This is a genomic window from Methyloparacoccus murrellii (assembly GCF_054657115.1).
In genome coordinates, this window is sequence record NZ_BAAHXD010000014.1 from 29,304 (window position 1) to 51,268 (window position 21,965).

Sequence of the window (21,965 nt, forward strand, 5' to 3'; positions counted from 1 at the left end):
CGCCCGTCAGGTTCGGCTTGTCGCGGCGCGGAGACACGATTATCCCGCATCCGGGGCCAAGCGGGCGCCGCAACGAGGCAATGGCCCGTTCCTCAGGCCAGCATGGCCCAGGCTATGGCGCCGTAACGGGCGCCCTTGCCGAGGGCGATCAGCAACATGGAGCTCGCCAGCGGCAGGCGCAGCCAGCCGGCGGCGAAGCAGAAGCCATCGCCCACCAGCGGCAGCCAAGACAGCAGCAACAGAGGCCTGCCCCAGCGGCGCACCCGCAGGACCGCGGCGCGGCGGCGGGCATCGAGCGGCCGGTCGGCCGGATAGCGCCGGCTCAGCCAGTAGCCCAATCCCCAGGTCGTCAGCGCCCCCAGGGTATTGCCGACCGTCGCCACCGCGACCAGCTGCGCGGCCGCCCCGTGCGACTGGCTGATCAGGTAGGCCAGCACCGCCTCGGACCCGCCGGGTGCCAGGGTGGAAGAAATGAAGGCGCTGAGGAACAGCCCCCCCAGGCCGGCGGAACCGCCCGCCATGTCTGTCATGTCCATCAAGGTCGGATGCTCCGGAATGTGCGCCTCGCCGTTCCCCGCCATGCCGGGCGGCAGGCCCGGGTACCGGGAAGCGGGCATGTCCCGGGGCAGCCGGCACGATGATGCCGGTCAGGCCGGCCCCGCGCGCCCCGGCACGGTACGGCCCAGCCCTTCATGGTTCGCCGCTGCGCTCCACCGCTCCTGGGGCGTAGCCGGTGAGTTCGACATAGCCGCGGCCCAGGCGGCGACGGGTCGTGGCATCGAGCACATCGACGGCGCCCTCCCAGTAGTGCGCGTCGTGGCGGAATTCCTGGTCGGCCAGGACAGGACGGATTTCCCATGTCTGCCCCGTGGGCTTCACGGTCAACCGCCAGGCCGCTGGGTAATCGTAACCGCCGGGGCTGCGCCAGTGGTCCAGCACCGCCAGCGTCACGTCCTCGTGCGCCAGATGACGCCCCGCACCCTCGGCCGCGAACAGCGCGCCGGAACTCAGCGGATCGTCCCCGCCATTGCGGCGCCGCATGCGGAAGTACATGAGATCACGGCCATCGTCCAGTTGCAGCGAGAACCAGTCCCAACCAGCCTGGTCCGGCGCGAGCATGCTGGTGCTCCATTCGCGGTCCAGCCAGGCAAGGCCGTCGACCGGCCATGTCGTCCCGGCGAGACGCACCTGCCCCCTGGCCTGCAGGCGCGTCATCGAATAATAGTAGGAGGCGTTGCCGGGCTCCGCGCTTTTCTGGCTCAGCCCGCGATCGCCCTGCAGGACGGGTGGCTTCCGGGGCGTGAGTTCGAGCGCCAGGGCGACATCCCCCTGCGCCGCGGTCAGACGCCACACCGTCGGCGCATCCGCCGGGGCTTCGATGCGCCAGTCGTCCAGCCAGACGCGAAACGGCTCGGCCTGCGCGCCCGCGAGACCGATGGCCTCGCGCGACAGGCGCTGGAACGCGGTATAGCGCCGGCCGGCGACATCGGTAAGGGCGAAATGGGCCATCCAGGCGTCCTGTCCGGCCCAGCGGGAAGCGCCCGGCCGCCGGCCATGCCGCAGCCCGTGGCGGAAAAAGGTGATCTGGAAGCCGAAGCGCCGGCTTCCGGGCCCCTCCAGATTGCCGGTCACATACCACCACTCATCGCGGAAATCGGGGTGCGGGCCATGGTCGGCGGGGAAGGCGAGCGGCCGCACCGCCAGCGCCCGCGCGAAGCCCTGCGTGTCGGCCTGATGCAGCGTGGCCGCCACACCCTCACCCGGCGGCACTGGCGCCTCACAGCCCGGCAGGCTCAGCAGCGCCAGCAGGATGCCGGCAATGCGCCAGGTCGTCATGGCCTCATTCCTCCCGCAAGGCCAGTGCCGGCGCTATCCGCATGGCCCGCCGCGCCGGGTAGAGCCCGGCCAGCAGCGCCGCCAGCAGCGCCAGCGCCACCGCCAGGAACAGAGGCGGCCCGGAAACCGTCAGCGCCATGGTCCAGCCGAAGGAGCGCAGATTGATGACCTGCACCAGGGCCACCGCCACGGCCAGCCCCAGCGGCACCGCGAGACATCCCGCGATCAGCCCCATGCAGCCGGTCTGCAACAGCACCAGTGCCCCCGTCTGCCGGGGCGTCAGGCCGATCGCGCGCAACACCGCCAGTTCGCGGCCGCGCTCGGTCTGCAGGGCCAGAAGGGCGCTGACGATGCCGATGAAGGCGACCCCCACCGCCAGCAGGCGCAGTACCTGGGTGATGGCGAAGGTGCGCTCGAAGGTCTCCAGCGACGCGGCGCGGATCTCGCGGTTGGAGCGCACCATCAGCGGCTCGCCGAGCGCCGCCAGCCGCCGCTCGACCTCGGCACGCACGCTGGCGAAATCGGCGCCCGGCGCCAGGTACAGGCCCAGCGTGGTGCTGGCGGCAGCCGGCCAGTAGCGCTCGAACAGCCGCCGGTGCATCACGATCAGGCCCTGATCGGACCGATAGTCGAAGAAGATGCCGGCCACCGGCAGGCTCACCGGCCCGCTGGGCGTGCCCAGCCCGACGGGGTCGCCGACCCTGAGCCGATGCCGCTGCGCGTAGGGCTCCGAGACCAGGAGACCTTCCAGCTCGGGAAACCGCGCCCACAGCCGGCGGCCATCGCCGTCGCGGAAGCGGAAGCCGGGCCGGTCGAGGTAGGGCGGGTCCAGCACCAGCAATTCGCTTTCGCCGAGCGAGGTGTCGAGGAACAGCCGCCGCCCGGGGCTCAGCCGGTCGACACCGGGAATCCCGGCCAGTTGCCCGGCGAGGTCCGGCGGCAGGGGCGGGCTGGCGCGCGAGGTCGAGCTGGGCGCGGCGATATAGATATCGGCTTGCAGGATCTGCTCCAGCCATTCGGCGATGGTGCCACGGAAACTCTCGATCATGGTGCCGACGCCAATGCTGACCGCTACGGCGATGGTCAGCGCGGCGATCGCCAGCCCCGTGCGGCTGAGGGAAGCCGCAATGCCGCGCACGGCGAGACGGAGCAGCCAGGCCCGGCCTGGCCCCTGCCGTGCACCGGCCACTGCCGTCCCCCACCGGGCGGCAAGGCGTGTGCCGGCGACCAGCGCCAGCGGCGTCAGCAGCCCATACCCCAGCAGCAGCAGGAACACCCCGGCGATGGCCGGCGCCAGACCCGGCAGGTCCACCGTCAGCAAGGCGCCGGCCCCGAGCAGGGCGAGGACGGCGACCGCGCCCAGCCAGGGCAGGGCCCGCCGCATCGAGTGCTCGGCGCCGGAGCGGGCCCGGGTCAGGATCGGCGAGGTCAGCGCCGCCTCGACGGCCGGTCCCAGGGCCGCCAGCACCGCGACGGCCACGCCCAGGCCGGCGCCGCTGGCCAGCACCAGCGGGTCGACGATGAGTTCGCTGACGGTCAGCACAAAATAGAGATCGTTGATGGTGCGCGTAACCATGTGCAGCAGCGCGCGGGCGGCCAGCCCGCCGAGCGCCAGCCCCAGGGCGCTGCCGAGCAGCCCGAGCAGCGCGGCTTCCAGCAGGATCTCCGCCAGCAGCTGCCGGCCGGTCGCGCCCAGCAGGCGCAGGGATGCCAGCAGCTCGCGCCGCTGCAGTACCGAGAAGGCCATGGTGTTGTAGATCAGGAACGACCCGACCAGCAGCGCCAGCAGGCTCATGGCGCGGAGGTTCAGCTCGAAGGCCGCCGTCATGTTCTGCGTCGCGCTCTGCCGGCCGGCGGCGGAGGCCAGGGTGACGCCAGGCGGCAACAGCGCCCGAACCCGCGCCTCGCTGGCGGATGATCCGTCCAGCACCAGATCGATGCGATCCAGCCAGCCGACGCGCCCCAGCAGTTCCTGCGCGGTCGCCATGTCAGCCAGGATGACGCCTTCCAGCGCCGGATCGGGCGGCCCGTCGGCCTCGATCAGGCCGACCACCCGCAGCCGCTGCGGCTGGGTCGCCAGGGTGACTTCCAGGGTGTCGCCGACGCGCACCCCCAGCCGTCCGGCACTGACCGCGGACAGCAACACGCTGCCCGGCTCCGTCAGCAGCCGCAGGCTCGAGTCGCCGCGCGAGGCGCGGGCAAAGCGGCTGCCGGCGTTGCGCTCGGCAAAGGGATCGAAGCCCACCAGCCGCAGGGTCGTCCCGGCCAGGCTGGCGAATCCCTCGATGGCCGGCGCGCTCTCGTGCAAGCCCGCCTCGGTGCGAAGACGCGCGAACAGAGCCTCCGGCAGGCCATCCGGCCCGTGGCTGCGGATATGGTGGGTGTAGTGGCCGGTCAGCGCCGCCATGGACAGGGCGAATGCCCTGTGCGTGCTGGTCGCGGCCAGGTCGATGGATATCACCATCGCCACCCCCAGGGCGACGCCAAGCACGGCCAGCAACCCCTGCAGGGGATGGCGGACGAAGTGCCGCCGGTTGGCCCGGCCCAGGAGCGACACGCTCACGCGACCGGCGCGATGCGGCCGTCCACCAGCCGGACACGGCGATCGGCGCGGCGCGCGACCTCGGCGCTGTGCGTCACCAGGATCAGCGTGCGCCCACGCGCCCGCACCAGCCGGTCGAGCAGGTCCAGCACCTGCTCGCCGGTCGCGGCGTCGAGGTTACCGGTCGGCTCGTCGGCCAGCACCAGCGGCGGCTGGTGAACCAGCGCCCGGACGATGGCGACCCGCTGCTGTTCGCCGCCGGAGAGCCGGTCGGGGTAACTCTCGGCACGCTCCCCGAGCCCGACCTCCGCCAGCAGGGCCAGCGCCGCCGGCCGTCCCCGGGGTTCGGTCACGCCGTTCAGCTCCAGCGGCAGCAGGACATTCTCGATCACCGTCAAGGTTGGAATCAGGTTGAAGAACTGGTAGATGAAACCGACCTGCCGCCGCCGCCACAGGGTTCGCGCCGGTTCGCCGAGGGCGGCCAGATCGGTCTCGCCGAAACGGATCGTCCCCGCCTGCGGCAGATCCAGCCCGCCGATCAGGTGCATCAGCGTCGACTTGCCCGACCCGCTCTGGCCGATGAGGGCAAGCTGTTCCCCTTCGTCAACGTCGAGGTCCACGCCCCGCAATACCGTCCGCCAGGCACCGGCTTCGCGGTAACCATGGGAAACCTGCCGGAGATGCAGCAATCGTTTCATCGTTTCTTCCATGAGTTCACGATAACGACCTCAAGACAGGCGGCGCGGCCTTGGTGAATCGGGCGCAATACAGGCCTGACCAGGGTTTCCCCCATGCCGGCAAGGGATTCCACCCGGCCCATGGACGGCGCGATGGCAAGCGCGCGAATCCCGTATCGTCCAGGTCCAGGAAACCCTCTTTCGCTTGCGCCGAACGGGAGAGGCCGGCATATCCCGCCATACCGGATGCCGGATTGCGCCCATGACTCGCCCTGCGGGGCAAACCCGGCTGCCGGCCGGGCGGGCCGAGCGGAAACCGCCCATGGCAAGACCCGGATATCGCCCGGCTTATGGCACAGGCGCGCCCGACCCCGCCCCAGGAAGTCTCGCCCCTTGCCCGCCGGTCGCAAACCCTGGCTGAGTGCCCGCGGGATACCCCTGGTATGTCGTCCGCTCGCATCCCCCACCATGATAGTATCGCGCGGTTGGCCGCAGCGGCTCTCCAATACCGGTAACAGCCGGTGGCACAACAGCTCTCGCATAACAACAACAAACCGGAGGATGACGATGAGTCTCGATTTTTCGCGCTTGCTCAAACGGGAATTCAATATCGGCAAGAAGGACCAGCAAATCCGCCTGGGCGTCGGTGTCGGCCTCATGATCCTGGCCTCCATCATGGAAAGCGGCCTGCTGATGCTGGCGGGTCTCGTGGTCGCGACAATGGCGCTACTGAAGTGGTGTCCGGCCTACTCGTTGCTGGGCAGGAGCACCGTGGGTCCGGAGGACAAGCCACCGGTCGTCTAGGCCACTGGCCGGCAAGGACCGAGCCGCCCTCCGCGGGCGGCTCCCGTCACCATGCCACGCCACCCAGCAGCGGGAAGATCCCTGAATCACCGCTGCTCTGACACCCGGGAAGGCGAAAAATCCGCCTGCGGCGGCAACACCGCCAGCAACGCCTCGATCGCCCCCTCATCCAGCCGGTCCGACAACCGGTCGTCGAGACTCCCGCGCACCGCCTCTTCCTGCCCCGCCAGCACGCTCCGGCAGCGCGCGATTTCCGGCAGCAGCGAGTCGCTCGCCGCCGCAACCGCCCGGCGCAGGTCCGCCAGCGACAAGTCCGCGGCCGCCGCCGTCGGGCTCCGGGCCTGAATCTGCCGGGCCTGCGCCATCAGTACCTGGAACAGACGCCCGGCCGCCGCCTCGTCCAGCCCCGCGCGCCCGGCATCCGCACGGACCCGCGCCAGCACCTGGCGCTCCTGCGCCGGGTCGCTGATCGGCAGTCGCACGCGGCGCTTCACGGCGGCGACCCGCGGCATCAGCGACAAGCGCAGGTCGATGGCCACCGCCAGGGCCCGGGCGCACCAGCCCGCCGGCGACGCCGCGGCGCCCGCCAGCAGCTGCCGCTGGCGCAGCGCGGCCAGCCCGCCGCTGGCTTCCTGCCGGGCCAGCCAGTCATCGATATCCCGGCGCAGCGGCAGCCGATCGAGCGGCATGGCCAGCGCCTTCAGATCGCTGGTAAAGGGCCCCAGCTGCCGGACACCGGACCAGCGGCCCGCCTCGTGAATGTCCGAAACCACCGCCTCGACCCCGCCGCGCGCCAGCGCCTCGCGCAAGCGGCGGTTGTCGTCCAGGGGGCGCAGTTCGGCATGCCGGAAGCGGCTCCGCGCAACCCGCTCCAGATGGCCGCCGGCATTGACCGCGATGCGCCGCCCCGGCCGGTCCAGGGCGGCCAGCGTCGGCAGCTCCGCGGCATCCTCGGCGCGTATCACTGCCACCGCGCCGCTGGACGCATAGGGCCGGGAAAAGGCCATCGCCGACGCCCGGTCGCCGCGCAGGGTGATGCCGCAGACCGCGAGATCCAGCCGCCCCTCGGCCATCAGTTTCGACAGCTCGCCCCACCGGTAGGGTCGCAGGCTCACCGGCCGGCCAAGATCGGCGGACAGCTGTCGCAGGAGTTCGATGTCGAAACCCGAGTAGCCCTGCCACGTGCCCGGACCGGGCCGGGCCTCGCAGAAGGGCGGGTAGTCGCCGCTGACACCCACGATGATCGGTGGCGCTGGCATGTCCGGCCGGGGTGCCGGCGGCGTCGAACAGGCCGGCAGCAGGGCGAAGGCCAGGATGGCCGTTATCCGGCGGCAGGTAGGTTTGAGGGTATCGGGCAGCATGACGACAGGCGCGGAATCGGGCAAGGGAATCAGGATCGGGGATAATGACGCGAACCGCAACCGGAGATTCCCCGCATGTCTCGATTACGCGCCGGCTTTTCGGGCCTGCAGCGGCAAATCGGCAGCTTCGGCCTGCTGACGCTGGCCCTGCTGCTGATGATGCTGATCCGGCCGTTCCTGGACGAGGACGGTGAAGGCGGCCTGCTGACCGATCTGCTGTTTCTCGGCACCTTCCTGGCCGGCATCTACGCGGTCCGGCGCCAGCGCTACAACTACCGGCTGGCCATCGGCATCGCCTCCGTCAGCCTCGTCGGCCGCGTCCATCTGCACCTCAGCGACGCCGAGCTGATCCCCATCGTCGTCAGCCTGTCGTCCCTGCTGTTCCTGCTGCACGCCCTCGTCAACGTGGCAGGCTACATCTGGACGGAACGACGCCGCGTGACACATGACGTCATCTTCGCCGCTGTCTGCGCCTATCTGCTGCTGGGCCTCGTCTGGGCCTATGTCTACGAGTTTCTGGCCATGGGCATGCCCGACGCCTTCCATGGCCCCGTCGCCACCCTGAACCGCGACGATTTCACCTATTTCAGCTTCGTGACCCTCGCGACCCTGGGGTATGGCGATATCGTGCCCATGTCCCGCCCGGCACGCGCGCTGGCCGTGATCGAGGCGGTCAGCGGCCAGCTGTACCTGGCCATCCTCATCTCGCGCCTGGTCGGCGCCCATGTGGGCCAGCTGCAGAAAGCGGCGCCCGCGCCCAGGACAGACCCTCATCGCCACGACGCACCATGAACCTGAACACCACGCTCAAGACCACCCCCCTGCATGCCCGGCACCGGGCGCTGGGCGCCCGGATGATGGATTTCGGCGGCTGGGACATGCCGCTGAGCTACGGCTCGCAGATCGAGGAGCATCTGGCCGTGCGCCAGGACGCCGGGCTGTTCGACGTCAGCCACATGCTGCCGGTGGACATCGCCGGTCCCGGCGCCGAGGACTTCCTGCGGCATCTGCTGGCCAACGATGTGGCCAGACTGCGCACGCCCGGCCAGGCGCTCTACAGCTGCATGCTCAATGCCCATGGCGGCGTCATCGACGACCTAATCGTCTATCGCCGGTCGGCCAGCCAGTATCGGCTGATCGTCAACGCCGGCACCGCCGACAAGGATCTGGCCTGGCTGGAGCAGCAGCGACAGGCGCGACACAGCGACCTAGCCATCCAGGCGCGCCGCGACCTGGCCCTGCTCGCCATCCAGGGTCCGCGGGCGCGGGACAGGGTCTGGCAGGCCCTGCCGGAAATCCGGCCCGCCACGGACGCCCTCGCGCCCTTCCAGGCCGCCGAGACCGGACCCTGGTTCGTCGCCCGCACCGGCTACACCGGCGAGGACGGCTTCGAGATCCTGCTGCCCGCCGGGCTGGCCGAGACTACCTGGCAGGCCCTGACGGCGGCCGGCATCCGGCCGGCCGGCCTCGGCGCGCGCGACACCCTGCGGCTGGAAGCCGGGATGAACCTCTACGGCCAGGACATGGACGAGGACACCTCGCCACTGGATGCCGGACTCGGCTGGACGGTAAGGCTGGACGACGGGCGGGACTTCATCGGCCAGTCCGCCCTGCGGGCGCAGGGGCAGCGCCACCGCCTGCTCGGTCTGGTGCTGACGCAGCGCGGCATGCTCCGGGCCGGTCAGTCGGTCGCCACCGAACACGGCCCCGGGCATATCACCAGTGGCAGCTTTGCGCCGACCTTGCAACAATCCATTGCCCTGGCACGCCTGCCGCTGGCATCCCGGCCGGGTGACACCGTGGCGGTCGACATCCGTGGACGCCCGGCCCCGGCCCGCGTCGTGCCGCCGCCGTTCGTCCGGCATGGCAAGATTCTCGTTTGAAACCGCACCATCCGACAGGAGATTTCATGTCCCAGATCCCCGCCAGCCTCAGGTACACCGATAGCCACGAGTGGGTCCGCCACGAAAGCGATGGCAGCCTCACGATCGGCATCACCGACCATGCCCAGGAAGCCCTCGGGGACCTGGTCTACATCGAACTGCCGGCTGTCGGCACCACGGTTGCCGCCCGCAAGGACATCATCGTCGTGGAATCGGTCAAGGCCGCCTCCGATGTCTACGCCCCGGTGGCCGGCACCGTCATCGCCGTCAACGAAGCGCTGGCGGCGGCTCCCGAGGCGCTCAACCAGGATGCCTACGCGGCCTGGCTGATCCGGTTGCAACCGGACGATCCGGCCGATCTCGACGGGCTGCTGGATGCCGAGGGCTACCGCGCCCTCGTCGAACCAACCTGAGCTGGCGGTCATGACCGGACAGCCGCGCCTCGACGAGCTGACCCAGGAGGACGCCTTCCTCGCCCGGCACCTAGGGCCAAGCGCCGCGGAGGTCGCCGGCATGCTGTCGGTCCTCGGGCTCGCCAGCCTGGATGAGCTGATCGACCAGGCGGTGCCGGAAAGCATCCGCCTGCGGCAACCCCTGGCACTGCCCGGTCCGCGCCGGGAGGATCGCGCCCTGGCCGATCTCGCGGCGCGGGCCCGGCACAACCGTGTGCAGCGCTCGCTGATCGGCATGGGCTACCACGGCACCGTCATGCCGTCGGTCATCCGCCGCAACGTCCTGGAAAACCCCGGCTGGTATACCGCCTACACGCCCTACCAGCCGGAAATTGCCCAGGGCCGGCTCGAGGCCCTGCTGAACTACCAGCAGCTGGTGGTCGATCTCACCGGGCTGGACATCGCCAACGCCTCGCTGCTGGACGAGGCAACGGCCGCCGCCGAAGCCATGGCCATGGCGCGACGGCTGTCGAAGTCGGACTCCAGGCGGTTCTTCGTCGACGAATACAGCTTCCCGCAGACCCGAGCCGTCCTCGAGACCCGGGCCCGCTATCTCGGCTTCGAGCTGGTCAGCGGACCGCTCGCGACCGCGGCGCAGAGCAACTGCTTCGGCGCCCTGCTGCAATATCCCGACGACCGGGGCCTGGTCGCCGATCTCGGCCCGGCCATCGCCGGCCTCAAGGCCAGCGGGGCGATCGTCGCGGTGGCCTGCGATCCGATGGCCCTGGTGCTGCTGAAATCCCCCGGCGCACTGGGTGCCGACATCGCCCTCGGCTCCGTGCAGCGCTTCGGCCTGCCGATGGGTTATGGCGGCCCGCATGCCGCCTTCTTCGCCACCCGCGAGGACTGCGTGCGTTCGATGCCGGGCCGCATCATCGGCGTTGCGCGCGACGCGCGCGGCAGGACCGCGCTGCGCATGACCCTGCAAACCCGCGAGCAGCACATCCGCCGCGAGAAGGCCAACTCCAACATCTGCACTTCGCAGGTGCTGCTGGCCAACCTGGCCGGCTTCTATGCCACCTACCACGGTCCCGAGGGCCTGCGCACCATCGCCCGCCGCATCCATCGCCTGGCCGCCCTGTTCGCGGCGGGCCTGCGCGCGGCCGGCATCGCGGTCCGGCACCGGCACTTCTTCGATAGCGTCCGCTTCGATGCCGGCGAGCGGACGCCGGCGCTCCACGACATCCTGACCGGGGCCGGCTACAACCTGCGCCGGCTGGATGATGGCGGACTGGCGGCGGCCTTCGACGAGACGGTGACGCCGGAGGCGCTGGCACAGCTGCTGAGCCTGATCACCGGCCGGGAAGCCGACCTCGAACGGCTGGATGCGGAAGTCATCGCGACCGGCGAGAACCTGCCGCCGGCGCTGCTGCGCCAGGATGCCATCCTCAGCCATCCCGTGTTTCACCGGCACCGCACCGAGCATGGCATGCTGCGCTATCTGAAGGCATTGCAGAACCGCGATCTGGCGCTGGATCACGCCATGATCCCGCTGGGTTCCTGCACCATGAAGCTGAACCCGGCCAGTGCCATGATCCCGGTCGGCTGGCCCGAATTCGCCGACCTGCACCCTTTCGCGCCGGCCGATCAGGCGGCCGGCTATCGCCAGCTGCTCGACGATCTGACGGCCTGGCTGACGGCCATCACCGGCTTCGATGCCATCTCCCTGCAACCCAATTCGGGCGCCCAGGGCGAATATGCCGGGCTGGTCGGCATCCGCCGCTACCATGACAGCCGCGGCGAGGTACAGCGCGATATCTGCCTGATTCCGCAGTCCGCGCACGGCACCAATCCCGCCAGCGCCCATCTCTGCGGGCTGGAGGTGGTGGTCGTGGCCTGCGATGCCCAGGGCAACGTGGACATCGCCGACCTGGAGCGCAAGGCGGCAGAGCACACCGGCCGGCTGGCGGCACTGATGATCACCTATCCTTCCACCCACGGCGTGTTCGAGGAGGCAATCCGCGACATCTGCGCCATCGTGCATCGCCACGGCGGGCAGGTGTACCTGGACGGCGCCAATCTCAACGCGCTGGTGGGGCTGGCCCGGCCCGCCGACATGGGCGCGGATGTCTGCCACATGAACCTGCACAAGACCTTCGCCATCCCGCACGGCGGCGGCGGCCCCGGCATGGGGCCGATCGGCCTTGCGGCCCATCTCGCGCCGTTCATGCCCGGCCACCCGGCACCTGGCCCGGAACAATGCGGGCAGGGCGCGGTGAACGCGGCGCCCCATGGCTCGGCCTCGATCCTGCCGATCACCTGGATGTACCTGGCGATGCTGGGCGGCACCGGCCTGGTGCAGGCCAGCCGCATCGCCATTCTCAACGCCAACTACCTGGCCACGCGGCTGGGCGAGCATTACCCGGTGCTCTACAGCGGCCGCCGGGGTCGGGTCGCGCATGAATGCATCCTCGACATCCGGCCCATCCGGGCGGCGACCGGCATCGCCGAGATCGATATCGCCAAGCGGCTGATGGACTATGGCTTTCATGCGCCGACGGTCAGCTTTCCGGTGCCGGGCACTATCATGATCGAGCCCACCGAGTCGGAAACCCGGGCGGAACTGGATCGCTTCGTCGAGGCCATGGCGGGCATCCGCGCTGAGATCCGCAAGGTCGAGTCCGGTCTCTGGCCCGCCGACGACAACCCCCTGAAACGGGCCCCGCACACACAGGCCGATGTGGTCGCGGACGACTGGAAACGTCCCTACAGCCGCGCGGAGGCCGTCTTCCCCCTGCCCTGGCTGCGCGCCAACAAATTCTGGCCCAGCGTCAACCGCATCGACGAGGTCTGGGGCGACCGCCACCTGCAATGCAGCTGCCCGCCCACCGCGTCCTACGACACTGGCGCTGCGCCGCCCGGCCCGGCCGCCTGAGGAGGCCGGCCGCGACAAACCCGCGCCCTCTGCCGATTCGCGCCAGGCAAATCCGCCCTGGGATACCTTCATCGTCCAGCCACCCGGAGTCGTCCATGAAACGCCTGATCTTCCTCGCCCTGTCCCTGCTGTCCCTGAGCACGCCCATGTCCCATGCCGCCGACACCCCTCTGACCTACGACCGCATCAACCTCGGCGCCGCCGCCCAAGGCAAGGCCGCCAACGATCTGCTGGTCGCCGTGCTGTTCCAGCGCAGCGAGGGCCCGCAGGCCGAACCGCTGGCGGCCGACGTCAACAAGGCCATCGCTGCGGCCGTGGAACAGGCGCGCAAGGTCGCGGAGGTATCCGTGCAGACGCTGAACTACCAGACGCAACCGACCTACCAGAACCAGAAGGTCAACGGCTGGAGCGTGCAGCAGTCCATCCGGCTGGAAAGCCGCAGTCCGGAAAAGCTCGGCCGGCTGATCGGCGAGTTGCAGAAAACCCTGAAGGTCGAATCCGTCAGCTACGAGATCTCGCCCGAAAGCCTGCATGCCACCCAGGACCGGCTGATCTCGGAGGCCCTCAAGGCCTTTCAGCTGCGGGCCGAGCGCATCACCCAGGATCTGGGCCGCAAGCGCTACCGCCTGGTCAACCTGGATGTGAACACCGCCGGCTCGGCGCCGCCGCCCGCCTTCCGGATGGCCCCACGGGCCATGGTGGCGGAAACCGCCAGCCCCGCACTGGAGGCGGGCGAACAGACCGTGACCGTCACCGTGCAGGGCACCATCGAGCTGCAGGCGGACTGAGCCGATGCCCCGCCGCCCCGGCCTCAACGGGCAAATCCTGCTGGCGGCGCTGGCCGGCCTCCTGGTCGGCGTCTACCTGAACCTGGCCGCCGACGACAGCCCGGCGCGCGCCGTCTGGCTGCCGCCACTGCAACTGCTGGGCGGGCTGTTCGTCGATCTGCTGAAGATGGTCCTGGTGCCGCTGGTACTGGCGTCGGTCGCCTCGGGCGTCGCCAGCCTCGGCGATCACGAACAGTCGGACCGCATCTGGCGCACGACCCTCTTGTACTACCTCGGCACCACAGCGCTGGCAGCCGGCCTGGGACTGGGGCTGATGAACCTGTTCGCGCCCGGCCAGGGACTGAGCCTGGCGATGTTCCGCGACGCCATGGGCAGCGGCCCGGCGCTGGCGCCGCTGGGGTTGGGGGAATTTCTGACGCATTTCCTGCACGGACTCTTCGTCAATCCCTTCAAGGCGATGGCGGAAGGCGCGGTGATGCCGACGGTGGTTTTCGCCCTGCTGCTGGGACTGGCCATCGCCCGCCTGGGCGAGTCGGCGAGCCGCCTGCGGCAGCTGCTGGACGATGCCCTGAACGTGATGCTGGTGCTGATCGGCGGCATCATGCGCCTGGCGCCCATCGGTGTCTTCGCCCTGCTGGCGCATCTGGTCGCCACCCAGACCACGGCCCTGTTCGCCAGCCTTGCCGGCTTCATCGCCGTCGCCGTCGGCGGCCTCCTGATCCACGGCCTGGTGCTGCTGCCGGGCCTCCTCTGGCTGCTGACCCGCCATCGGCCGCGCGCTTTCTACGGACATGCGCAGGAAGCCCTGCTGACCGCCTTCGCCACCTGTTCCAGTTCCGCCACCCTGGCGGTAACCCTGCGCGTCGCCTGCGAGCATCTGCGGGTGGCGCCCCGGGTCGCCCGCTTCGTGCTGCCGCTGGGCGCGACCGTCAACATGGACGGCACGGCACTCTACGAGGCGGGCGCGGCGCTGTTCGTCGCCAACCTGGCCGGCGTGGAGCTGAACCTGCTGCAACAGCTGGTGGTCTGCCTGATGGCGATGCTGGCCTCGGTCGGCGCCCCGGGACTGCCCAGCGCCGGCATGGTCACCATGGTCATGGTCCTGCAATCGGTGGGACTGCCGGTCGAAGCCATCGGCATCCTGTTGCCCATCGACCGCCTGATCGATGCCGTGCGCACGGCCGTCAACGTCGAGGGCGATCTGGTGGGTTCGCTCATCGTCCACCGGGTCAGCGGCCTGCCCGCCGACGACTGAGATACGCTACCTGGCTGCCCCGCCGACCGTGCCGGACGGGTTGGCAGGCCGGTAATCAGGCCATTCCGACCAGTGCCCGGAAACCTGCGGACGGGACGAGAGGGCATGGTCGAAGGCCGGCTTGTTCTGGATCATGGCGCGGGCAAAGCTGGCGGCGACGGCCGTCAGCTTCTGCACGACGGCTTCCTTGCGGGCCTCCGGGGCCATGCCCTGCGGCAACAGCAGCAGGTCGCTGAAGCGCCCGACGGGGATTTCCAGCGCGCCGTTCTGCAGCCGGTGGCAAAGTCCCAGGGCCAGATAGACGAGATCGCCGTTTGCCGCCGGCAAAGGCTGGGTATCCAGCAGGACCTGGATGCCGTACTGGCGTCCCGGAAAGGCGGTGGCGAACCCCTGGCCGATGCCCTGGCCCAGGGCCTGCTGGATCTCGCTGTCGAGCAGCGGGGTGTCGGAATGGGTGATGCTGGCTTCCCAGTTGACGGCCTGGGCCAGCATCGGCAGCAGAACAAGGAGGCATCCGGACAGTATCTTCATCGTGACCATCATGCGCGGGCTGCTTGGCACCATCGGGCCGGCCTGCCCCGCGGTGCGGCCGGCCCTGCGCATCTTACCCGCGCCGCGCCCACCGGGGCCATTCCGGTAAAATCCGGCATCGTCCCCGCTTTCCCATCCCCATCATGCAAACGCCTTTCCCCCAACCTGTTTCCGCCCTGCTGGCATCGCTCTGGCGCTGGTTCGACCGCAACTTCATCGAGCTGGGCCGCGAGCTGCGCATCAGCTACCTGCCACCGCTGATGGTGTACCTGGCGGCCGGCATTTCCGGGCTCACGGCCATCGTCGGCACCTTCTTCGTCAAGGAATACCTGGGTCTCTCGGCCGAGTTCCTCGCCGGCCTGTCGTTCTGGGCCATGCTGCCGTGGACGCTGAAGCTGCCGGTAGGCCACCTGGTCGACCTCATCTGGCGCTACAAGGGTGGGCTGGTGTTTCTCGGCGCCGGCCTGATCGCCACCAGCCTGCTGATCATGCTCGGCCTGCTCCACGACCGGGCGGCCATGGAGGCCATCCTGCCGGCCGGCAGCTGGTATGTGCTGAGCGTGTTGCTGGCACCGGTCGGCTATGTGATCCAGGACGTCGTCGCCGATGCCATGACCGTGGAGGCCGTGCCCACCGTCAACGAGGCCGGCCGCCCCTATCCGGAGGACGAGCAGCGCCTGATGCATGCAACCATGCAGACGCTGGGGCGCGTCGCCATCATCGCCGGCACGCTGATCGTGGCGCTGGTCAACGTGCTGATGTTCAACGGCGTCGAGGGCATGTCCGAGGCCGACAAGATCGCCATCTACCGCAGGCTCTACCTGATGGCGCTGATCATCCCCGCCACGTCCTGTTTCGGCGTGGCTTTCGCTGCCCATCTGCAGCGCCGCCAGCGGCAGGATCTGCGCCGGCTCGGCTACTCGACGGCGGAGATCGCCGCCATGACCGCGGTACACGAGACGCGCACGTCGCCGAACTGGTGGATTCTTGGCGGCGGCATCGCCTTCGCGGCCGGAACCGTCGCGGTAGGGCTGGCCGATCTCGCCTTCGGCCAGGAAATCATCTTCACCATCTCCATGGGCATCATTCTGGCGCTGATGCACCAATTGACCAACGACATGGCGCCCGCCGCCCGTTCGACGCTGGTCGGCACCGCGGTGTTGATCTTCTTCTTTCGTGCCGTGCCGACCCCCGGTCCCGGCTCCAGCTGGTGGATGATCGACGTGCTCAGCTTCGACCAGTCCTTCATGGCCCGGCTGTCGCTGATCGGCAGCGTGCTCAGCCTGGCCGGGCTGTTCCTGTTCCGCCGCTTCATGGCCGAGCGCTCCATCGCCGCCGTGGTGGCGCTGCTGACCTTGATCGGTGCGGCGCTGTCGCTGCCGGTCATCGGCATGTATTACGGGCTGCACGAGTGGACCGTGCGCCTGACCGGCGGCCTGGTTGACGCGCGCTTCATCGCTATCGTCGATACGGCGCTGGAATCGCCGCTGGGCCACATCGCCATGGTGCCCATGCTGGCCTGGATCGCCCACGCCGCGCCCAGCCATCTGAAGGCGACCTTCTTCGCCGTCATGGCCTCGTTCACCAATCTGTCCCTGGCGCTCAGCCAGCTGGGCACCAAATACCTGAACCAGATCTATACCGTCACGCGCGAGGTCCGGGATGCCGCCACCGGCCAGGTCAGCGTCCCGGCCGACTACAGCGAACTGGGCCAGCTGCTGATGGTGGTGACGATCATCGGCCTGGCGGTGCCGTTCGCCGCCATCGGCGCGGTACGCCTGTTCCGGCTGCGCAGCGTCTGACGGGGCCGGCCGGACGCCATGACACGCGCCGGTGCCCGCAACGCCATCGTGTACAATCCGCCGCATCCCGAAGCCGCTCCCGCCGACCTCATGCTCGCCTTTCTCCGCCTGCTGCAAGAGCGGTACCGCGCCCTCGCCGACGCCGCGCCAGGCACCGTACCCGGCCGCCGCGAAGCCCTGGCGCCGCTGCTGCCCTCGCTGGGTTTCGCCGAGGCCGTGCTGGAAAAACTGGCGTGGCTGGAAGGACAACAGCCCGCGCCGCCGCTGCAGATCGCCATCCTCGGCCCCACCCAGGCCGGCAAGAGTTCGGCGATGAACTGGCTCGCGGGCCTGGAGCTGGCCAGCATCAGCCCCCTGGCCGGCTTTACCGTGCATGCCCAGGGCTTCGCGCTCGCACCGGTGTCGGCGCCGCTGCTGCGGGATCTGGAAGGCTATTTCCACGGTTACCGCCGCCTGCCCCGGGAAATGCTGGACGCCACCCGGCTGGACAGCTTCAGCCTGGACTCGGCGGAACCGGCGACCGCGGAACCGGCGCTGCGGGATGCCGTGCTCTGGGACACGCCCGATTTCGACTCGGTGCAGTCCGGCGAATACCGTCATGCCGTGCTGCGGGTGGCAGCACTGGCGGACATCGTCGTCCTGGTCGTCAGCAAGGACAAATACGCCGATCTGTCGGTGTGGGAATTCATGCGCCTGCTGCAACCCCTGGCGCAGCCGACCCTGATCCTGCTCAACAAGACCGACCCCGCCGCCCAGACCACGCTGCTGCGCTCGCTCGCCGGCAAGTGGCGCGATTTCCGCAGCGATCCGCCAGCCCCGGTGATCGCCCTGCCCTACCTGCAGAATCCGCCCGGACTCGCCGGCCTGGCGGTGGAACGCCAGCAGATGCTTGCCAGCCTCGCACAGGCCCGCCGGCAGGTACAGCGGGGGCGCTATGCCGACGCGTCCCGCCGGCTGCTGAGCGCCCATTGGCCGGCCTGGTCGGCGCCGGTGGTGGCCGAACACCGGCTGCAGGAGGACTGGCAACAGCGGCTCGACCAGACGCTGCAGGACTGCCTGACGCGCTATCAGCGCGACTACCTCGATCATCCCCTGCATTACGAGACCTTCCAGCGGGCGCTGGGCGAACTGCTGACCCTGCTGGAAATCCCGGGACTTGGCAGCCTGCTCCAGGGCGCGCGCCGGATGGTGACCTGGCCGGTGCGGCAGCTGGGTCGCCTCGCCTCGGGCCACCGGCAGGCGATCGCCGGCGGCGAACCCGCGCTGCTGCGGCAGACCGCCGAGCACGCGCTCGCCCTGCTCGGCGAGAGCCTGCTGCTGGAAGCCGCGCCGGACCCGGTCGCGCAACGCTGGTGGAGCCTGGTCAACCAGCAGTTGTCGGCGCAGCGCGCCGCCATGCTGCAGGATTTCGACGCGGCCACCCACGCCTATGTCGAGGGCTTCCGGCCGGAAATCGAGCGCACCGCGCGCGGGCTCTATGCCCACCTGCAGGAACATCCGCTGGTCCTCAACAGCCTGCGCGCCACGCGGGTCACGACCGATGCCGCCGCCCTTGCCATGGCCCTGCACACGGGCGGTATCGGCGTGCAGGACTTCGTCATCGCGCCGGCGATGCTGTCGGTGACCAGCCTGCTCACCGAAAGCACCCTCGGCCGCTACATGAACCGGGCCGCCGAACAGCTGAAGCAGCGGCAGCGCAGCGCCGTGGCGATGCTGTTCCGCACCGCCCTGTTCGAGCGCCTGGCGCAGATTCCCGGGCGCATCGACCCCGAGCTCCGCATCGGCATCGCGCCGGAAACCCTGGCCCAGGCGACAGCCCGCCTGCAGTGACCCGCCCATGAGCCCGAACTTCGACGATCTCCTCGACCGCGCGCGCGCCTGGGCCGAGCACGCCGTGCGCGAGCGCTGGCTACAGGCCCGGGACATCCGCGAACTGAACGCCCTGGAAACAGCCAGCCCCGGCATGCTGTTCGAGGCCGGCAGCCATCGGCCGCTGGTGGCGGCGTTCTTCGGCGGTACCGGCGTCGGCAAGAGCAGCCTGCTGAACCGCCTGGCGGGACAGCCGATCGCCCGCACCGGCGTCGAACGTCCCACCTCGCGCGAGGTGTCCGTCTATCGCCATGCCTCCATCCAGATCGCCCAGCTGCCGCGGGACTTTCCACTGGACAGGGTACGCAGCGCGCCGCACCACGACGACGCCATGCGCCAGGTGCTCTGGATCGACATGCCGGACATCGACAGCGTCGAGCAGCACAATCGCGAACTGGTGCTGGAGTGGCTGCCGCACATCGATGTGCTGGTCTACGTCGTCAGTCCGGAACGCTACCGTGACGATCGCGGCTGGCGACTGCTGCGCGAGCATGCCGGCGACCATGCCTGGCTGTTCGTCCTCAACCAGTGGGATCGCGGGATCGAGGCCCAGTACGACGATTTCCGCCGGCTGCTGAACACGGCCGGCTTCGACGATCCCGTCGTGCTGCGGACCGACTGCCGGGAAAATGCCGCCGAGCGCCGGCCGGACGACTTCCCCGAACTGCAGCGACTGCTGCGGCAGGTTTCCGAGCGGCACCTGCTCGGACAACTCGAAGCACGTGCCCAGCGGGCCCGGATCGCGAGCCTGCGGGAGGCCCTGCAGCAAACGCTCGCCCGGCTGGGCAGCGCTGCCGGCTATCGCGAGCTCGACCGCGCCTGGGAACGTATCTGGGCCGCCGCACAGGAGGATCTGATGGCCGGGCTGGCGTGGCCCATGCGCCTGACCGCCGCCGGTTTCGCCGGCCGCGACGCCAATCCGCTGGCCCGCGCCCTGGTCCTGAGCCCCGCGCTCCCGGAGGCAGAGAACCGGCCCGCGCCGGTACAGGCCCCGCTCTGGGACGACTGGGCCGAGGGCCGGGTGCGCGATGCCCTGAGCCAGCTGGTCGTGGAAGCCGGTCGCCTGGGGCTGCCGGCGCTGCCGCTGAAATCGGTGTTGGACCCGGTGCCGGCCGAGACCGGCCGGCAGGTGCTCGCCCGTGGCCAGCTGCGGCTGCGCCAAGCTCTCGCCCTGCCAGGCAATCGCCCGCAGCGGGTGGCGCTGCGGTTCATGGGCCTGCTCGCCGTGATCCTGCCGCTGGCAGCCTTGGGCTGGGCCAGCTATCAGGTCGTCACGGGCTATTACGAGAGCACCACCCGGCATCTCGATTATCTGGGCACCGACTTCGCCATCCACAGCCTGCTGCTGATCGGCCTCGCCTGGCTGCTGCCATGGTTTGCCTGCACGCGTCTGCGGCCCTCGGTCGAGAACAGCGCCCTGCGGGGCCTGCGCGAGGGCGTTGCCGCCGCCCTGGCCGCGCAGGCGGAGGCGGTCGGCCAGATCCTGGCGGAGGCCGACCGGCACCGCGCCGATACCCTCGCCGAGGGCGAACGGCTGCTGGCAGCGCTCCACTCGCTCACGCCGGCGCCAGCCGCCAGCGAGCCGGTGCCCGCGCTGCTGCGGCGCATGCTGCTGACCCAGGATGGCAACCCCTCGGCTCGCCGGGCGATGTCGCCCTGAGGCTTTTGCCAGAGACATGCCCCGGATCGCATCGGAACATCCCGGCCAGGAGACCGTTTGCCGGGGTGTTCATGAATGCGGCAGACTTCCCGCCTGCAAGCCGGACCCGCGCTGGCTGCATCCCCCTAGCATCCCTTTCCGCCACAGGAGCCAACCTTCATGAGCGAAACCCTGGCCAATGTCTTCCGAAGACGGCATGACGCGGTACCCGCCACGCCGAATGCTAGCCTCTATGAACGCCTCGGCGGCGAGTCCACCGTCAACCGGGCCGTCGATATCTTCTACCGCAAGGTCATCGCCGATCCGCGGGTCAACTACTTCTTCTTCGGCGTCAACCTCAGCGAGCAGGCGGCAAAGCAGAAGTCCTTCCTGACCATGGCCTTCGGCGGACCGCACGCATATAGCGGGCGGGACCTGCGGGTCAGCCATGCCAGACTGGTCGGCATGGGACTCCGGGACCAGCATTTCGATATCGTCCTCGACCATCTGCGGCAGACGCTGGCGGAATTGCAGGTTGCCGAGGCGTTGACCGGGGAGGTCATGGCGATCTGCGAAAGCACCCGTGACGATATCCTCAACCGGGCGCCGCGCGAACCCGCCGCGCCGGGAAATACCCCGGCAACCCGGCCATCGGCCTCGCCTGTCCCGGCACCGATCACATCCTCCGTGCCGGCAGCCAACGCCGGCGCCGCGGCAGTCCCGCCGGCCAGCGGGCCTCGCCCCGCCACGCTGGCCGGCATCCTGTCGCCGGTTCGCCACCGGCTCACCCCGACCAGCACCCTCCAGGAAGCTGCCGAGTGGCTGTCACGGCCCGATGTCGCGGTACTGCCGGTGGTCGACGCCGATGGCAGGCTGATCGGCCTGGTCACCGCGGCCGATCTCGTCCGGCACCTGAAGCAAACATCCTGAGAGGACTGGACATGGCAGGCAAGGCCCTGGCGCTGGGCGAGGAACTCTACGACTACCTGCTTGCCGCGACGCCGCGGGAGCACGATCTGCTGCGACAGCTACGCGAGGAAACCGCCACGCTGCCGGAGGCCATGATGCAGATCACGCCCGAGCAGGGCCAGTTCATGGGCTGGCTGACCCGACTCAGCAAGGCACGGCAGGTGCTCGAAATCGGTGTCTTCACCGGCTACAGCTCGCTCGCGGTGCTGCTGGCGATGCCGGCGGATGGACACATGCTGGCCTGCGACCTCAGCGAGAGCTGGACCGCCGTGGCCCGCCGCTACTGGGCACTGGCCGGCGTGGCCTCGCGCGTGGACCTGCGACTCGGCCCGGCGCTCGCCACGCTCAACCAGCTGCTGGCGGAGGGGCGCGAGAATAGTTTCGACATGGCTTTTATCGATGCCGACAAGGCCCATTACGATGATTACTACGAACGGGCGCTGGTTCTGGTCAGGCCCGGCGGCATCGTGGTGATCGACAACCTGCTGTGGAGCGGACGGGTTGCCGATCCCGCCGCCATGGACGCCGACACCCTGGCCATCCGTGCACTTAACGACAAGCTGCGGCACGACAACCGCATTGCTTACAGCCTGCTGCCGGTCGCCGATGGCCTCGGCCTGGCCCTGAAGCTCTAGCCGACCAATGCAAAAAGGCGGCCCACCGTTGCCGATGGGCCGCCTTC

18 protein-coding genes are annotated in these 21,965 nt (G+C 69.7%); 12 read left to right on the forward strand and 6 right to left on the reverse strand.

Annotation, left to right across the window (positions count from 1 at the left end; all coding sequences use genetic code 11):
• Window positions 1-92 precede the first annotated feature (92 nt).
• The 4 genes from ACYQ1H_RS05880 to ACYQ1H_RS05895 form a co-directional block, all read right to left on the reverse strand.
• The gene (locus ACYQ1H_RS05880) at window positions 93-617 is read right to left on the reverse strand and encodes a YqaA family protein (protein ID WP_460027112.1); all 525 of its coding nucleotides are present in this window, start codon (window positions 615-617) and stop codon (window positions 93-95) included.
• A 73-nt stretch (window positions 618-690) separates the two neighbouring features.
• Window positions 691-1,836, reverse strand: coding sequence for a lipocalin-like domain-containing protein (locus tag ACYQ1H_RS05885; protein ID WP_460027113.1), 1,146 nt, complete (start codon window positions 1,834-1,836; stop codon window positions 691-693).
• 4 nt (window positions 1,837-1,840) lie between these two features.
• Window positions 1,841-4,399 carry an FtsX-like permease family protein gene (locus ACYQ1H_RS05890; protein WP_460027114.1) on the reverse strand — a complete coding sequence of 853 codons (2,559 nt, stop codon included), beginning with the start codon at window positions 4,397-4,399 and terminating at the stop codon, window positions 1,841-1,843.
• The gene (locus ACYQ1H_RS05895) at window positions 4,396-5,076 is read right to left on the reverse strand and encodes an ABC transporter ATP-binding protein (RefSeq protein WP_460027115.1); all 681 of its coding nucleotides are present in this window, start codon (window positions 5,074-5,076) and stop codon (window positions 4,396-4,398) included. The genes ACYQ1H_RS05890 and ACYQ1H_RS05895 overlap by 4 nt, the downstream gene beginning before the upstream one ends.
• A gap of 546 nt (window positions 5,077-5,622) precedes the next feature.
• On the opposite strand from ACYQ1H_RS05895, the gene ACYQ1H_RS05900 reads away from it, so the two are divergent.
• Complete coding sequence (locus tag ACYQ1H_RS05900; RefSeq protein WP_460027116.1) at window positions 5,623-5,859, forward strand: YgaP family membrane protein; 237 nt, start codon at window positions 5,623-5,625, stop codon at window positions 5,857-5,859.
• Between the two features lie 86 nt (window positions 5,860-5,945).
• Here ACYQ1H_RS05900 and ACYQ1H_RS05905 read toward each other — a convergent pair whose 3' ends face one another.
• Window positions 5,946-7,220, reverse strand: a complete 1,275-nt coding sequence (locus ACYQ1H_RS05905) for a transporter substrate-binding domain-containing protein (protein WP_460027117.1) — start codon at window positions 7,218-7,220, stop codon at window positions 5,946-5,948.
• Between the two features lie 75 nt (window positions 7,221-7,295).
• On the opposite strand from ACYQ1H_RS05905, the gene ACYQ1H_RS05910 reads away from it, so the two are divergent.
• The 6 genes from ACYQ1H_RS05910 to ACYQ1H_RS05935 all read left to right on the forward strand — a co-directional run bounded on the left by ACYQ1H_RS05910 (window position 7,296) and on the right by ACYQ1H_RS05935 (window position 14,473).
• Window positions 7,296-8,012: a potassium channel family protein gene (locus ACYQ1H_RS05910; RefSeq protein WP_460027118.1), complete on the forward strand. Its 717-nt coding sequence runs from the start codon at window positions 7,296-7,298 to the stop codon at window positions 8,010-8,012.
• On the forward strand, window positions 8,009-9,103 hold the full coding sequence (gene gcvT, locus ACYQ1H_RS05915) for a glycine cleavage system aminomethyltransferase GcvT (RefSeq protein ID WP_460027119.1): 1,095 nt from the start codon (window positions 8,009-8,011) through the stop codon (window positions 9,101-9,103). The genes ACYQ1H_RS05910 and gcvT overlap by 4 nt, the downstream gene beginning before the upstream one ends.
• A gap of 26 nt (window positions 9,104-9,129) precedes the next feature.
• Entirely contained in the window at window positions 9,130-9,516 is a 387-nt protein-coding gene (gene gcvH / locus ACYQ1H_RS05920) for a glycine cleavage system protein GcvH (protein ID WP_460027120.1), read from the forward strand.
• A 10-nt stretch (window positions 9,517-9,526) separates the two neighbouring features.
• A complete protein-coding gene (gcvP, locus tag ACYQ1H_RS05925; protein WP_460027121.1) occupies window positions 9,527-12,430 on the forward strand; it encodes an aminomethyl-transferring glycine dehydrogenase in 2,904 nt (967 codons plus the stop codon).
• A 95-nt stretch (window positions 12,431-12,525) separates the two neighbouring features.
• Window positions 12,526-13,218, forward strand: a complete 693-nt coding sequence (locus tag ACYQ1H_RS05930; protein ID WP_460027122.1) for an SIMPL domain-containing protein — start codon at window positions 12,526-12,528, stop codon at window positions 13,216-13,218.
• Between the two features lie 4 nt (window positions 13,219-13,222).
• A complete protein-coding gene (locus ACYQ1H_RS05935; RefSeq protein WP_460027123.1) occupies window positions 13,223-14,473 on the forward strand; it encodes a dicarboxylate/amino acid:cation symporter in 1,251 nt (416 codons plus the stop codon).
• 6 nt (window positions 14,474-14,479) lie between these two features.
• On the opposite strand, the gene ACYQ1H_RS05940 is transcribed toward ACYQ1H_RS05935, so the two are convergent.
• Complete coding sequence (locus ACYQ1H_RS05940; RefSeq protein WP_460027124.1) at window positions 14,480-15,004, reverse strand: hypothetical protein; 525 nt, start codon at window positions 15,002-15,004, stop codon at window positions 14,480-14,482.
• 143 nt (window positions 15,005-15,147) lie between these two features.
• Between ACYQ1H_RS05940 and ACYQ1H_RS05945 the strand changes: the two genes are divergently transcribed.
• The 5 genes from ACYQ1H_RS05945 (at window position 15,148) to ACYQ1H_RS05965 (ending at window position 21,918) form a co-directional block, all read left to right on the forward strand.
• Complete coding sequence (locus ACYQ1H_RS05945; protein ID WP_460027125.1) at window positions 15,148-16,806, forward strand: MFS transporter; 1,659 nt, start codon at window positions 15,148-15,150, stop codon at window positions 16,804-16,806.
• Window positions 16,807-16,824: 18 nt separating this feature from the next.
• Window positions 16,825-18,636 carry a GTPase gene (locus tag ACYQ1H_RS05950; RefSeq protein ID WP_460027126.1) on the forward strand — a complete coding sequence of 604 codons (1,812 nt, stop codon included), beginning with the start codon at window positions 16,825-16,827 and terminating at the stop codon, window positions 18,634-18,636.
• Between the two features lie 7 nt (window positions 18,637-18,643).
• Window positions 18,644-20,335 carry a GTPase gene (locus ACYQ1H_RS05955; protein WP_460027127.1) on the forward strand — a complete coding sequence of 564 codons (1,692 nt, stop codon included), beginning with the start codon at window positions 18,644-18,646 and terminating at the stop codon, window positions 20,333-20,335.
• A gap of 159 nt (window positions 20,336-20,494) precedes the next feature.
• The gene (locus tag ACYQ1H_RS05960; RefSeq protein WP_460027128.1) at window positions 20,495-21,244 is read left to right on the forward strand and encodes a globin domain-containing protein; all 750 of its coding nucleotides are present in this window, start codon (window positions 20,495-20,497) and stop codon (window positions 21,242-21,244) included.
• Window positions 21,245-21,255: 11 nt separating this feature from the next.
• Window positions 21,256-21,918 (forward strand): class I SAM-dependent methyltransferase, encoded by a 663-nt coding sequence (locus ACYQ1H_RS05965; RefSeq protein WP_460027129.1) that lies wholly within the window; start codon window positions 21,256-21,258, stop codon window positions 21,916-21,918.
• Window positions 21,919-21,965: the final 47 nt, after the last annotated feature.